Annotated in this window: 17 protein-coding genes; 11 read left to right on the top strand and 6 right to left on the bottom strand. The window is 63.2% G+C overall.

Annotated features, from left to right (window positions below):
* The first annotated feature begins 4 nt into the window (after positions 1 to 4).
* From rnpA to E4K09_RS11575, 6 genes are all read left to right on the top strand, one after another.
* Positions 5 to 454 carry a ribonuclease P protein component gene (gene rnpA / locus E4K09_RS11600; protein WP_134497103.1) on the top strand — a complete coding sequence of 150 codons (450 nt, stop codon included), beginning with the start codon at positions 5 to 7 and terminating at the stop codon, positions 452 to 454.
* Positions 447 to 2,297, top strand: coding sequence for a membrane protein insertase YidC (gene yidC, locus E4K09_RS11595; protein ID WP_134497101.1), 1,851 nt, complete (start codon positions 447 to 449; stop codon positions 2,295 to 2,297). Before rnpA ends, yidC begins: the two co-directional genes overlap by 8 nt.
* Positions 2,298 to 2,406: 109 nt before the next feature.
* Positions 2,407 to 3,057 (top strand): ribosome biogenesis GTP-binding protein YihA/YsxC, encoded by a 651-nt coding sequence (yihA, locus tag E4K09_RS11590; RefSeq protein ID WP_134497099.1) that lies wholly within the window; start codon positions 2,407 to 2,409, stop codon positions 3,055 to 3,057.
* Positions 3,054 to 3,422, top strand: a complete 369-nt coding sequence (locus E4K09_RS11585) for a DUF423 domain-containing protein (RefSeq protein ID WP_134497097.1) — start codon at positions 3,054 to 3,056, stop codon at positions 3,420 to 3,422. Before yihA ends, E4K09_RS11585 begins: the two co-directional genes overlap by 4 nt.
* A gap of 124 nt (positions 3,423 to 3,546) precedes the next feature.
* A complete protein-coding gene (argB, locus tag E4K09_RS11580) occupies positions 3,547 to 4,449 on the top strand; it encodes an acetylglutamate kinase (protein WP_134497095.1) in 903 nt (300 codons plus the stop codon).
* Positions 4,450 to 4,529: 80 nt separating this feature from the next.
* On the top strand, positions 4,530 to 5,261 hold the full coding sequence (locus E4K09_RS11575; RefSeq protein ID WP_134497093.1) for a pyrimidine 5'-nucleotidase: 732 nt from the start codon (positions 4,530 to 4,532) through the stop codon (positions 5,259 to 5,261).
* 129 nt (positions 5,262 to 5,390) lie between these two features.
* Here E4K09_RS11575 and E4K09_RS11570 read toward each other — a convergent pair whose 3' ends face one another.
* Both E4K09_RS11570 and E4K09_RS11565 read right to left on the bottom strand, forming a co-directional pair.
* Complete coding sequence (locus E4K09_RS11570; protein WP_134497091.1) at positions 5,391 to 5,894, bottom strand: YciE/YciF ferroxidase family protein; 504 nt, start codon at positions 5,892 to 5,894, stop codon at positions 5,391 to 5,393.
* Between the two features lie 110 nt (positions 5,895 to 6,004).
* Positions 6,005 to 7,192 carry a DNA recombination protein RmuC gene (locus E4K09_RS11565; RefSeq protein WP_134497089.1) on the bottom strand — a complete coding sequence of 396 codons (1,188 nt, stop codon included), beginning with the start codon at positions 7,190 to 7,192 and terminating at the stop codon, positions 6,005 to 6,007.
* 84 nt (positions 7,193 to 7,276) lie between these two features.
* On the opposite strand from E4K09_RS11565, the gene def reads away from it, so the two are divergent.
* From def to truA, 4 genes are read left to right on the top strand one after another with little or no spacing between them, the layout of a single operon-like run.
* Positions 7,277 to 7,795: a peptide deformylase gene (gene def / locus E4K09_RS11560; RefSeq protein WP_134497087.1), complete on the top strand. Its 519-nt coding sequence runs from the start codon at positions 7,277 to 7,279 to the stop codon at positions 7,793 to 7,795.
* Positions 7,792 to 8,724, top strand: coding sequence for a methionyl-tRNA formyltransferase (gene fmt / locus E4K09_RS11555; RefSeq protein WP_134497086.1), 933 nt, complete (start codon positions 7,792 to 7,794; stop codon positions 8,722 to 8,724). The genes def and fmt overlap by 4 nt, the downstream gene beginning before the upstream one ends.
* A 9-nt stretch (positions 8,725 to 8,733) precedes the next feature.
* Complete coding sequence (locus E4K09_RS11550) at positions 8,734 to 9,228, top strand: GNAT family N-acetyltransferase (protein ID WP_134497084.1); 495 nt, start codon at positions 8,734 to 8,736, stop codon at positions 9,226 to 9,228.
* 1 nt (position 9,229) lies between these two features.
* Entirely contained in the window at positions 9,230 to 9,973 is a 744-nt protein-coding gene (gene truA, locus E4K09_RS11545) for a tRNA pseudouridine(38-40) synthase TruA (RefSeq protein WP_134497082.1), read from the top strand.
* On the opposite strand, the gene E4K09_RS11540 is transcribed toward truA, so the two are convergent.
* The 3 genes from E4K09_RS11540 to dapD form a co-directional block, all read right to left on the bottom strand.
* Complete coding sequence (locus E4K09_RS11540) at positions 9,970 to 10,560, bottom strand: hypothetical protein (RefSeq protein ID WP_134497080.1); 591 nt, start codon at positions 10,558 to 10,560, stop codon at positions 9,970 to 9,972. The two genes, truA and E4K09_RS11540, sit on opposite strands and share 4 nt — an antisense overlap.
* Before the next feature lie 100 nt (positions 10,561 to 10,660).
* Positions 10,661 to 11,824: a succinyl-diaminopimelate desuccinylase gene (gene dapE, locus E4K09_RS11535; protein WP_134497078.1), complete on the bottom strand. Its 1,164-nt coding sequence runs from the start codon at positions 11,822 to 11,824 to the stop codon at positions 10,661 to 10,663.
* A gap of 3 nt (positions 11,825 to 11,827) precedes the next feature.
* Positions 11,828 to 12,673 (bottom strand): 2,3,4,5-tetrahydropyridine-2,6-dicarboxylate N-succinyltransferase, encoded by an 846-nt coding sequence (gene dapD / locus E4K09_RS11530; RefSeq protein WP_134497076.1) that lies wholly within the window; start codon positions 12,671 to 12,673, stop codon positions 11,828 to 11,830.
* Positions 12,674 to 12,818: 145 nt separating this feature from the next.
* On the opposite strand from dapD, the gene E4K09_RS11525 reads away from it, so the two are divergent.
* Entirely contained in the window at positions 12,819 to 13,067 is a 249-nt protein-coding gene (locus E4K09_RS11525) for a hypothetical protein (protein WP_134497074.1), read from the top strand.
* A gap of 12 nt (positions 13,068 to 13,079) precedes the next feature.
* On the opposite strand, the gene recR is transcribed toward E4K09_RS11525, so the two are convergent.
* Positions 13,080 to 13,685 (bottom strand): recombination mediator RecR, encoded by a 606-nt coding sequence (gene recR / locus E4K09_RS11520; protein WP_134497072.1) that lies wholly within the window; start codon positions 13,683 to 13,685, stop codon positions 13,080 to 13,082.
* Between the last annotated feature and the right edge of the window lie 7 nt (positions 13,686 to 13,692).

The raw sequence follows: 13,692 nt of genomic DNA, 5'->3' as shown, positions 1-13,692 counted from the left end.
CCCGATGCGCGAACCTCGCGCACATGTGGCCATCGGGCGTCTGACCAAAAGACCCGACTTCGTTGCGGCGGCCTCGGGCCGCCGCTTTCATACGGAGCGGATGACCGTGCAGGCGCGCCTGCGCCCAACTGCGGATCCCGGCGGCCCGGGTCTGGGCCTTCGGGTCGGCTTGACCGTTACGAAACGGGTTGGCCATGCGACCGAGCGAAACCGGATCAAGCGTCGGCTCCGAGCTGCCTTTCCCTCGGCAGGGCTGGACTACGCGACCATCAATGCGGACGTCGTCATCATCGGCCGGCGTGACATTCTGACTGCCGACTACGACGTCCTCATCAACGATCTTCGGCGCGCTCTGCGGGTTGTCACAAAGCCGAAAAGCGCCCAAGCCTCCGATCGTCCTCTCCCCTCCTCACCTCCCATCAAAGGCGAGCGTCGCGGACATTCCCATGCGTGAAGACAACAAAAACCTGATCGTTGCCATCGCCCTGTCGCTGGCGGTTCTGCTGGGCTGGCAGTACTTCTTTGCCGCGCCTCAAGCTGAAAGGCAGCGTCAAGCCGCCCTCCAGCAGCAATCCACGCAGGTGAACCCCACCGCACCCAACCCGCCCTCGAGCCCGAGCCAAGCCGGGGGAGCCTCCCCCACCATCCCCGGCACCGTGCCGAGCACCCCGGCGGCTCCGACCATCGTGTCCCGTGAGGCCGCGCTTGCCACGACGAAGCGCGTGGCCATCGACACGCCCGCCATTGCGGGCTCGATCAACCTGCGCGGCGGCCGCATCGACGACGTGGCGCTGAAGAATTATCGCGAGACCGTCGATCCCAGGAGCGCCAATATCGTGCTCCTGTCGCCCGAAGGCACGCAGAACCCGTATTACGCGGAATTCGGCTGGGTCGGCGCTCAGGCCGGCGGCCTGCCCAACGCCGCCACCGAGTGGACCGCCGACCGCGACCGGCTCACCCCTTCCACGCCGGTGACCCTGACCTGGGACAATGGCCAGGGTCTCGTCTTCCGCCGCACGATCTCCGTGGACGACAAGTTCATGTTCACGATCAAGAGCTCGATCGAGAATCGCGGTTCCGGGCCCGTGGCGCTGCATCCCTATGGCCTCGTATCTCGTCATGGAAAGCCGACCACGCTGGGTTACTACGTGCTGCACGAGGGCATGATCGGCGTTCTGGGCGACACTGGCCTCCAGGAGATCACGTACGACACTCTGGACAAGGAGGAGCCCGTCGCAGGCTCCACCGTCTCCGAGAAGAAGTGGGACAACGTGCAGGGCGGGTTCCTCGGCATCACCGACAAGTACTGGGCCACCACCGTCGTTCCCGATCAGGCGACGACCTACCAGGGCGCCTTCACCTCCCAGCAGAGCCAAGCCGGTCGCACCTATCACGCGATCATGCAGGGCGCGGCTCAGACGATCCAGCCCGGCAGCACGGCTGAATCCACCCAGCGCTTCTTCGCAGGCGCCAAGGAGGTGGCGACCGTCGATGCTTATCAGAGCTCGCTCGGGATCAAGAACTTCGATCTCATGATCGATTGGGGCTGGTTCTATTTCATCACCAAGCCGCTCTTCAAGGTGCTGGACTTCTTCTACAGGATGTTCGGCAATTTCGGCATCGCGATCCTGCTCGTGACGGTGGTCCTGAAGATCCTGTTCTTCCCGCTCGCCAACAAATCCTATGCCTCCATGGCGAAGATGAAGGCGGTGCAGCCGGAGATGACCTCCATCCGCGAGCGCTATGCCGACGACAAGATGAAGCAGCAGCAGGCGCTGATGGAGCTTTACCGCAAGGAGAAGATCAATCCGGTCGCAGGCTGCTGGCCGGTGCTGATCCAGATCCCGGTGTTCTTTGCGCTCTATAAGGTGCTCTTCGTCACCATCGAGATGCGCCATGCGCCGTTCTTCGGCTGGATCCGCGACCTCGCGGCGCCCGATCCGACCTCGATCTTCAACCTGTTCGGGCTGCTCCCCTACAACCCGGGTGCCGTGCCGGTACTGGGGCCCTTCCTCATGCTCGGCGTGTGGCCGATCCTCATGGGCATCACCATGTGGCTGCAGATGAAGATGAACCCGGAGCCCCCGGACCCGGTGCAGAAGCAGGTCTTCGCATGGATGCCGGTGATCTTCACCTTCATGCTCGGCTCGTTCCCGGCCGGCCTCGTGATCTACTGGGCCTGGAACAACCTGCTCTCCGTGACGCAGCAGGCCTTCATCATGAAGCGCAACGGGGTGAAGATCGAGCTGTGGGACAATCTGCGCAAGACCTTCGCCCGCAAGAGCAGTCCGGCTTGAAGCTGACGAAATATCGAACAACGCAATCATCCCCGGGCCTGCCCCGGGGATTTTCATTTGCACCACGGCCCTGCTTGAAGAGCAGATCCGAAGCGGCGATAAAGCCATCATGACCGAAACAGACACCGACCCCTTCCTCGAGATCGGCCGCAAGCTCTTCGCAGGCGAGGCGGACTTCATCTGGGCCGCGAGCTCCCTGAAGAACCTGCCGCCCATGAGCAAGGTGGAGATCGCCTTCGCGGGGCGCTCCAACGTGGGCAAATCGAGCCTCGTGAACGCTCTTACCGGGCGCAACACCCTCGCCCGCACCTCGCACACGCCCGGACGTACCCAGCAGCTTAACTTCTTCAAGATCGGCGACCGTCTCCACCTCGTGGACATGCCCGGCTATGGCTATGCGGCCGTCGACAAGGAGAAGGTTCATGCCTGGACGCAGCTGATCCACGATTACCTGCGAGGCCGCGCAAGCCTCGCTCGCGTCTATGTGCTGATCGACGCCAGGCACGGCATCAAGCCCGTCGACGAGGGCGTTCTCGAGACCCTTGGGACCGCTGCCGTCTCCTACCAGGTCGTACTGACCAAGGCGGACGAATTAAAGAAGGGCGAACTTGAGAAGCGGATCGCCACGACGATGGAGCAGATCTCCAAGCGGGCTGCGGCCTATCCCGAGATCCTGGCCACGTCGAGCCGCACGGGCCTCGGCATCCCGGAACTTCGGGCGGGAATCGCCCGGCTCCTTGGCGAGAGAGGCGCCCTATGACCCTGGCAAGCGGCCTCCTGATCGTCGCAGCCGGCTTCTCGGGCGCCCTGGGCGTGGGTCTGTCCGCCGCTGCCGCCCACATCACAGGCGGCAATCTCACCACGGCGGCGCAGTTCCTCCTGTTCCATGCCCCCGGCTTGCTCGCCCTGTCGGCCCTGATCGCGGCCGGAGCGGTTCATCCGACCCTCGCCCAGATTGCGGGATATGTCCTGATCCTGGGCCTTATCTTGTTCTGCGGCGATCTCTCCCGCCGCGCCTTCGCGGGCGTCGCGCTCTTCCCCAGGGCCGCGCCGGCGGGCGGCATTCTCTTGATGCTCGGCTGGGTTCTGGTCGCGGTATCCGCCCTCCCCCGTTTGCGGGGGTGAAGTCCCTGTTTCCGTGAGCCCGTGCTCCAGAGCATCGATGGACCCTAAAAGTGCATTCCACTTTCGGGTCCGATGCTCTAGAACGCAGGCCGCTTCGTCCTCATTCCACCCGCTGGAGCCGCCTATGCCCGATTCCAAACAGCTCCCCGACGTCCATGTGCAGGCCGAGGTGCTTGTGCAGGCCCTGCCGCACATGCAGCGCTATGACCAGCAGGTCGTCGTGATCAAGTATGGCGGCCACGCCATGGGAGACCGGGCGGCGGCCGAGGATTTCGCCGAGGACGTGGTGCTGCTCGAACAATCGGGCATCAAGCCCGTCGTCGTCCATGGGGGCGGCCCCCAGATCGGCAAGATGTTGGAAAAGCTCGGGATCAAGTCCGAGTTCAAGGGCGGCCTGCGGGTGACGGATCAGGCCACGGTCGAAGTCGTGGAGATGGTGCTCGCGGGCTCCATCAACAAGCAGATCGTGGGATGGATCGGTACCGAGGGAGGCAAGGCCGTGGGCCTGTCGGGCAAGGATGGCAACATGGTCATCGCCCGTAAGGCGACCCGCACGGCCGTGGATCCCGAGTCCAATATCGAGAAGGTGGTCGACCTCGGCTTCGTGGGCGAGCCCGAAAAGGTCAACCGCGAGGTTTTGGACCAGGTGCTCAGCGCCGAGCTGATTCCGGTTCTCGCCCCGGTGGCCATCGGCCAGGATGGACAGACCTATAACGTCAATGCCGATACGTTTGCGGGTGCCATCGCCGGCGCCCTGACGGCCAAGCGCCTTCTGCTGCTGACGGACGTTCCAGGGGTTCTGGACAAGAACAAAAACCTGATCCCGGAGATGACGATCGAGGATTGCCGCCGCCTCATTGCGGACGGCACGATCACCGACGGCATGATTCCGAAGATCGAGACCTGCATCTATGCTCTGGAACGGGGTGTCGAAGCGGTGGTCATCCTGGACGGCAAGGTGCCCCACGCCGTTCTTCTCGAACTGTTCACCGACCACGGCGCGGGCACGCTGATCCGGCGGGGCTGAGTCCCCCTTTTCGAGGGCCTGAACAATCCCTATATTGCTTTCAGTGGGGCCGCACGGCCCCATTGTCGTCTTTGGAACTCATGAACGCCAAACCGCCCGTCGAGAACCACCTGTCGTCTCCCGAATCCCGCGCCTTCTCGCATGTGGACACGTGGATCTTCGACCTGGACAATACGCTCTATCCGCATACCTCGCGGGTCTGGCCGCAGATCGACGAGCGCATCACCCTCTATATCGCCGATCTGTTTGGCCTCGACGGCATGTCCTCCAGGGCCCTCCAGAAGTACTTCTATCATAAATACGGTACGACCCTGCGGGCCCTGATCAATGAGTACGACATCGATCCGCACGATTTCCTCGATTTCGCTCATGACATCGACCATACGGACATCGAGCTGAATCCCAGTCTAGGCAAGGCCATAGAGCGCCTGCCGGGCCGCAAGCTGATCCTCACGAACGGCTCGCGCAAGCATGCCGAAAACGTGGCGAAGAAGATCGGAATCCTGGATCATTTCGAGGACGTGTTCGATATCGCCGCATCCAATTTCGTACCGAAACCTGAGCGACGCGCCTACGAGAGCTTTCTCGAGAGGCACGGGGTCGAGCCCTCCCGCTCGGCCATGTTCGAGGATATCGCCAAGAATCTGACCGTTCCACACGAGCTCGGCATGACGACCACGCTGATCGTCCCGAAGACCATCGATCCATTCCGCGAGAGCTTCGAACAGGAAGCGGTGAAAACGCCTGATATCGACTATATCACGAACGACCTGGCGGACTTTCTGCGCCAGTATGCCTTAACGTCGAAGTGACAGGCTCACCGAACAGCCTCTGGCCTCCGGCGAACAAGGCGAGGTTGGCCCTCATAGGGGCCAGCGGGGTTCAAACCCATTCGAAAATGGCCTCCCGCAGGAGGCCATCTTGTTTCCTGAGGAGAGACCTTACGCAGCCTGCGTGTTGATCTTGCTCTCGGCGATTCGGGTGAGTTTCTGATCAGTGGCCTTTTCCTGATCGAGAATCTGATGGAGTACACCCGCGCAATCTTCCCGGCCCAACTGCTTGGCCCATGCCACGAGCGTGCCGTAGCGGGTGATCTCGTAATGCTCGACGGCCTGCGCGGCGGCGAGGAGTGCCGCGTCGAGAACCTGCGGATCTTCGATATCGCCGGCAATCTCCTGCGCCTCATCGATGATGCCGTCGATGGCCGGGCAGGTCACGCCCTTCGGGTCGTGTCCGTGCATGCGGAAAACCTGCTCGACCATCTGAACCTGCTGCTGGGTCTCGCCCAAATGCGTTTGGAAAGCCTGCTTCAGTTGCGGATCAGAAGCTTGCTCGATCATCTGCGGCAGTGCTTTCGTGATCTGCTGCTCGGCGTAGTAGATGTCCTGCAGGGTGTGAACGAAGAGGTCGTCCAACGACTTGATGTCTTTCGACAGAAGGCCCATGGCGCTTATTCCTTCCCGTGTTGTGATTTCGTGCAACATGCAAGCGCCAGCATTCGCTTGGCGCGACGGCTAGAGTTGAGAGAACGTCGCGGGAGAGAGGCGGTTCCAGGCTACTCGACGATGCGGAGATCGCGCCCCTGGAGCCGCAGCGTCTCGGCCCGGGCCTGCGTCCCACTGTCCTCGAATTCTAGGGCCTCGATCCGCTCGCCGCGCTTGGCGATCTTTTCGGTGGAGACGCGGATCTGGGCCACATCGTCCTGGGCCTGCCGGAAATGCGCGTCAAGCTTGGCCACGCGGCTGTCGAGCCGCCCGACATCCTCAAGCAGTTTCTGCACTTCGACCTGGATGACACGCGCCTCTTCCCGGATGCGGGCATCGCGAACGAGCGTCTGCATGACCTGGATTGCGAGCGTCAGGAGCGACGGAGAGACGATGACGACACGGGCGCGATGCGCTTTCTGCACGACATCGTCGAAATGCTCGGCCAGATCCGCATAGATCGATTCCGCCGGCACGAAGAGCATGGCGATGTCCTGCGTCTCGCCGGGAATGAGGTACTTCTCCGCGATGTCCTTCACATGGACGAGCATGTCGCTGCGCACCCTGGCGGCGGCACGGGCGCGCGCCTCCTCGCCGTTCGCTTCGCGGAACGAGGTGAAGCCCTCCAGCGGAAACTTGGCATCGATCACGAGGCCCCGCGCGTCACCGGGCAGCCGCACGAGGCAATCGGGACGCGTGCGGTTCGAGAGCGTCGCCTGGAACTCGAATGCAGTCGCCGGAAGTCCATCGCGGATGATGGCTTCCATCCGGCCCTGGCCATAGGCGCCGCGGCTCTGCTTGTTGGCGAGGATGTCCTTCAGGCCCACGAGCTCGCCGGTCAGCGTGCGGAGATTCTGCTGCGCCGCATCGATGACGGCCAGCCGCTCGTTGAGCTTAGAAAGGTTCTCGCTTTGATGGCGTGTGGAGGCCTCCAGCCCCTGCCCGACCCGGTGCTGGAGACCATCAATCCGCTCCGAGAGCAGGCGCACGAAATCGCTCTGTCGCGAGCCGAAGACTTCCGCCATGGTCCGCATCCGCCCGGTCATCTCCGCCTGAATCCGGGTCAGCTCCGCCACCTTGTCGTCCATCTCCTGAGCGCGCTCTTCGGCAAGGGCGGCCTCAAGGGCCTTGTCGCGGCGGGTCCTCAGGAGCAGCACGGTGACGAGGGTCAAAAGCAGAAGGCTCAAAGCCGCCATTCCGGTCACGACATGACCCAAGGTGAGGGCATAATTGCCGAGGATCAGGACAATATCGTTCATGGCCACGGTTCCGGTTGACGGCGGCATCCGAACATATCACGAACGATTTGACCATCCTCTTGCGAGCCCTTATCTCCCGCGATCATGAGCATCAGACCCCTTGTCATCCTTCCTGATTCCAAGCTCCGCCTGGTTTCCGAACCCATTCAGGAAATCACGCAGGAGATCCGCCAGCTGGCAGACGACATGCTGGAGACCATGTACGACGCCCCCGGCGTAGGCCTTGCCGCGATCCAGATCGGCGTGCCGGTCCGGATGGTGACCATGGACGTGTCCAAGTCCGAAGACGAGCGTCAGCCCATGGTGCTCATCAACCCGGAGATCACCTGGGCTTCGGAGGAGAAGCGGGTTTACGAGGAGGGATGCCTCTCGATTCCCGAATATTACGAGGAGGTCGAACGGCCGGACCGGGTGCGCTTCCGCTACATGAACCTAAAGGGCGAGGTGATCGAGCAGGACGCAGACGGCCTTTTGGCCACCTGCGTCCAGCATGAAATCGACCACCTGAACGGCGTTCTGTTCATCGACTATCTGTCCAAGCTCAAGCGCGACCGGGTGATGACCAAGTTCAAAAAGGCCGCCAAGCGCGAGGCCAGTGCATGAGCCTTCGCGTCGTCTTCATGGGAACGCCCGATTTCGCGGTTCCCACCCTGGCCGAAATCGTCGGGCAAGGCCATGAGGTCGTGGCCGTTTACACCCGTGAACCCGCCGCAGCGGGACGCGGCATGGAGCTGAAACCCTCCCCCGTGCATCGGATGGCGGAGCGGTTCGGCCTCCCGGTCTTCACGCCCAAGACCCTGCGCACGGACGAGGCCGCCGCGACCTTCCGCAGCCTCAATGCGGACGTGGCCGTGGTGGTGGCCTACGGCATGATCCTGCCAAAGGCCGTGCTGGACGCGCCGGAACTCGGCTGTCTCAACCTCCACGCTTCGCTTCTTCCCCGCTGGCGCGGCGCGGCCCCCATCCAGCGGGCCATCATGGCGGGGGACAGGGAAACGGGCGTGGCCGTCATGAAGATGGAGGAAGGGCTCGATACCGGCCCTGTCGCCATGGTCGAGAAGGTGGCGATCGCCCCTGATATGACCGCCGGCGAGCTCCACGACAGGCTGATGGTGCTCGGCGCCGATCTGATGGTCCGTGCCCTGGCCGCTCTCTCCCGGGGAGGCCTGAACTTCACGCCGCAGCCGGAACAGGGCGTGACCTACGCTCACAAGCTCAAGAACGAGGATGCTCGGATCGACTGGACGAAGCCCGCACAGGCGGTGCACGATCAGATCCGCGGCTTGTCTCCCTTTCCGGGAGCCTTCTTCACGGCCGATTTCGGCAAGGGCCAGGAGCGGATCAAGGTCCTGAGGGCTACCTTGGGGAAAGGCTCGGGAGAAGTGGGGACACTTCTCGACAGTGATGGTACGGTATCCTGTAGCGGGGGAGCCGTGCGCCTGATCCAGGTCCAGCGTGCCGGCAAGGGGCCTGTTGCTTTCGACGAGTTCCTGAGAGGCGTGAGGATCGGCCCAGGCGCTCGCTTTATGTGAGGGATCACCATGGGCATCCGCGTAGAGGCCACCGCCGATTGGCCTGCGATCTACACGATTTGCGAGGCAGCCTTTCGACAGCTGATCGAGGCCGATCTCGTGCATCGGATGCATGACGACGGGGATCTGATCCTCTCCCTGATCGCATATGCCGACAAACCCGCCGGGCACGTCGCCTTTTCGCATCTTGCCATTCAGGAGCTCCCCGCCCTCAAAGGTTGTGTGCTCGCTCCGCTCGCCGTGGCCCCCGAGTTTCAACGGCAAGGCATCGGTTCAACCCTCGTGCGGCACGGTCTCGAGAGGCTCAGGGCGGATGGGTACGACCTCGTCCTGGTTCTCGGCGATCCGGATTATTATGCGCGCTTCGGCTTCACGCCTGGGCTGGCGAGCCAGTTGAAAACCCCTTATGACGGGCCCTATCTCCAGGCTCTTGCTCTTTCCGAGAAGGGAAAAGAGGCCCATGGCCCGGTGTCCTACGCCCGGGCCTTTGCAGAATTGAAGTGACATGCCCCGCTATAAGCTCGTCGTGGAATACGACGGCACGCCTTTCACAGGCTGGCAGCATCAGGCGAACGGCCTCTCCGTGCAACAGGCCGTGGAAGATGCCATTGCGCGTTTTACCGGAGAGACCGTCCGCATCCATTGCGCCGGCCGCACGGATTCCGGCGTGCATGCGACTCACCAGGTCGTGCACGTGGACCTTGAGAAGGAATGGCGACCCGACACGGTTCGCGATGCCACGAACGCACACCTGAGGCCCGCACCTGTTGCGGTCGTATCGGCACGGATCGTAGCCGAGACCTTCAACGCCCGCCTCTCCGCCATAAAGCGGCATTACGTCTATCGTATTCTCAACCGCCGTGCGCCACCGACGCTCGACGCGTCGCGTGTCTGGCATGTGGCCTGGCATCTTGACGCAAACATCATGCACGAGGCCGCGCAAACACTGACAGGCCGACACGACTTCACGACCTTCCGGGCCGCCGAGTGCCAGGCGAACAGCCCGATTCGCACCCTCGACCGACTCGATGTCGAGCGCATAGGCGACGAAATCCGGATCTACGCCTCCGCCCGCTCGTTCCTGCACCATCAAGTGCGCTCGATGACGGGAACCCTGGAGCGTGCAGGAGCCGGGCGCTGGTCGGTCGCCGATGTCAGGGCAGCGCTCGATGCCCGCGACCGGACCCGCTGCGGCCCCATGGCGCCGCCGACGGGCCTTTATCTGATCGGCGTCGACTATCCGGATTAGCCGAGAAGGCCGCGGATGATGCTCCCCACGCAGGAATTGAGGACGATTCCAAGCAGCACGATTCCGAAGGCCGGAAGGCTCGATACGCCGAGCGTCGCCTTGGTGGCAAACCACTGCATCCGTACGATGATGACGGCGAAGGCCAAGCTGAAGAGGCTTGCGAGCGCCGGCGTGGCCCAGCCCAGCAGCAGAAGCATGGCAGGCACCGAGAGCACGAGCAGGCCGATGACCGTGATCCAGTTCGTCACGATCACGAAAGGCACGTAGGCTTTCGTGAGATTGAAACCGCGAGCGATCCAGATCATGGCGAGGGGCAGCGCCACGAAGCTCGCAACATGGCCCAACGCCACGACCAAATCGATCCATACGCTGTCGAGGAGCGAGCCATCCGGCTGCAGCAAACCGAGGCGCAGGCGCTCGAAAGCCAGCGAGACGACATAGGCGGGAAGCGTCAGCCAAATCGCCGCGAAGGATCGCCAGAAGCCCCGTTCGCTCATATCGAAGGATTTCAGTCCCTCGGCCCTGCTGTGAAGCAGGTCGAGCGTTCCTCTGAACGAGCGATTGACTTCATCAGCCGTGACGATCATGAGCTGCCTCACACAGATAGGAGTGCTCACGAAAAACAGGCCGGAACGGGAAAACGTTCCGGCCCGCATCAGACTTTAGTTTGATAAAACCTCGCCTCTCCTAGGAAGCAGGCATGAAATAGGCGTTCAACACTTTGCGATAAATGGCGGCAAGCCGATCCAGGTCTTCCACGGCCACTCGCTCGTCGATCTGGTGCATGGTTCGTCCGACGAGGCCGAACTCCAGGACCGGGCAGTCCTTTACGATGAAGCGGGCATCCGAGGTGCCGCCTGTTGTGGAGAGCTTGGGGCGCAAACCGGTCTCGGCTTCGACGGCATCTGCCATGAAGCTCACGAACTGGTTCGGGGGCGTGAGGAACGCGATCGCGTTCGTCGGCTCCATGCGCAGCGTATAGCGAATGCTGTTGCCGGCCGCTTCGCTGAGGCGGCGGGAGACTTCCGCTTCCAGGCTCTCGGGAGTCCAGAGATCGTTGAAGCGGATGTTGAACGTTGCCTTCGCCTCGGCGGGGATCACGTTGGAGGCCGGATTTCCGACATCCACCGTGGTCACCTCAAGATTCGAGGCGTCGAAATGCTCCGTCCCGTGGTCGAGCGGCTCGCGCAGAAGTCCCTCAAGCAGGCGCAGCATGCCGGGAATGGGATTATCCGCAAGATGCGGATAGGCCACATGCCCCTGCTTGCCCTCGACGATGATCCTGCCGGTCAGAGAGCCGCGCCGCCCGATCTTGATCATGTCGCCGAGCTGGTTGGGATTGGTCGGCTCGCCGAGAATGCAATGATCGAAACTCTCGCCGCGGCCCTTTGCCCACTCAAGGAGCTTGACGGTACCATTGATGGCTGGCCCCTCCTCGTCACCGGTGATGAGGAAGCCGATGGAGCCGCCGAAGTCGGGATTTTCTCCAATGAACGCGAGCGCCGCCGCTATCATGCAGGCGATTCCGCCTTTCATGTCGACCGCGCCACGCCCATAGAGTTCACCATCCTCGATCTCAGCGCTGAAAGGATGATGCCGCCATCGGCTCTCATCGCCCGGCGGCACCACATCCGTATGGCCCGCGAAGAGCAGATAGGGCTTGCCCGTGCCGTAGCGGGCGTAAAGGTTCTCAACGTCCGGTGTGCCGGGCTCGGAGAAGACCGGGCGGTGCACCTCGAATCCCGCCCCCTTCAACACACCTTCGATGAAGGAGAGCGCACCGCCCTCCTCGGGCGTCACCGACGGGCAACGAAGGAGCGACCGGGCGAGAGAGAGGGGCGAATGGTCCATGGATCAGTCCCGCAGCAGCTCGTTGATGCCCGTCTTGGCGCGGGTCTGCGCGTCCACGCGCTTGACGATGACCGCGCAGTAGAGTGAAGGACCCGGGGTGCCGTCCGGCAGGGGCCTGCCGGGAAGCGATCCAGGCACGACCACCGAGTAAGGCGGCACGCGGCCCACAAAGACCTCACCCGTGTTTCGGTCGATGATCTTGGTGGAGGCGGAGAGGAACACGCCCATGGAGAGCACGGAGCCCTCGCCCACGATCACGCCTTCCACCACCTCGGAACGGGCGCCGATGAAGCAGTTGTCCTCGATGATGGTGGGATTGGCCTGGAGGGGCTCCAGCACCCCGCCGATGCCGACGCCGCCCGAGAGATGCACGTTCTTGCCGATCTGCGCGCAGGAGCCGACCGTCGCCCAGGTGTCCACCATGGTGCCCTCGCCCACATAGGCGCCGAGATTGACGAAGGACGGCATCAGCACCACGCCGGGTGCGACATAGGCGCCGCGCCGCACAATGCAGTTGGGAACAGCACGGAATGCAGCGGCCTTGAACTCGGCCTCGGTCCAGCCGTCGAACTTGGAGGGAACCTTGTCCCACCAGGTGGCTTCGCCGGGACCGCCCTTGATCACCCACATGTCGTTGAGGCGGAAGGAGAGGAGCACCGCCTTCTTGAGCCATTGGTGCACCTGCCACGTGCCATCGACCTGTTTCTCCGCCACGCGCGCCTGCCCGGCGTCGAGAAGCTGGAGGGCCTGCTCGACGGCGTCGCGGACAGTCCCCCTGGTGGACGCATTCACATTGCCACGGTCTTCCCAGGCGGCATCGATAGTGTGGGCGAGATCGATCAGAGACATGAGCTCAACTCGGAAATTAGGGATGAGTGACGCCCTGCTTAGCAACGGGATTCGGCGCTGTCACCTGCACAAGAGGGCCACTGGCTAGCAGAGTGCTCTGGCGACCCTGGAGCGAGAGACCATCCCGGAGCCGAGTCTGCTTCCCATGATCCCCGTCCGTGACATGCGCGGCGTCCTCTACGCTACGGCGATCTTGTTCGCCATCGCGGTTCTGGTGCTGCGCGGCGCATTCCTCTGGATCGAGTACAGGACCGCGCTCACCCGAGCCGAGGCCATCGAGAACGCCTCGTCGCCGGGCATGAAGCTGATCCGTGCCTTCGCGGCCCAGCTTGGCGGCAGCTTCACGCTGGAGAACGATGGCGGGGCGGTCTACCGGCTCGCGATGCCCGCCTGAAAGCGCCTGCCGTCAGAACGACGTCCGCTGGCGAATGGCGGCGGAGAGCGTTCCCTCGTCGAGGTAATCGAGTTCACCGCCAACGGGGACGCCATGGGCGAGCTTCGTCACCTTGACGGGGAGGTCGCCGAGAAGCTCGGTGATGTAATGGGCCGTGGTCTGCCCGTCGACGGTGGCGTTGAGCGCGAGGATCACCTCGGCCACCCCGGGCTCGGACGCCCGCGCGATGAGCCGGTCGAGGTTCAGGTGCTCGGGACGCACGCCGTCGAGAGGCGAGAGCACGCCACCGAGCACGTGATATTTCGCGTTGACCGCCCCCGACCGCTCGAGTGCCCAGAGATCGGACACGTCCTCCACCACCACCAGGATCGACGGATCGCGCTTGGGATCGCGGCAGATGGTGCAGGGATCGGACGTATCCACGTTGCCGCAGGACGAGCACACGACGATTCGTTCGTTCGCGATGCGCATCGCATCGCTCAACGGGTTGAGCAGCGTGTCGCGCTTCTTGATGAGATGCAGCGCTGCCCGGCGCGCGGAGCGCGGGCCGAGACCCGGCAGGCGCGCGAGCAGCTGGATCAGGCGCTCGATCTCCGGGCCGGCAACGTGCTGAGCCATGCGAGGC

This window comes from Microvirga pakistanensis (assembly GCF_004458765.1).
Classification (GTDB): Bacteria; Pseudomonadota; Alphaproteobacteria; order Rhizobiales; family Beijerinckiaceae; genus Microvirga; species Microvirga pakistanensis.
This window is presented reverse-complemented; position numbering and strand designations above follow the sequence as displayed.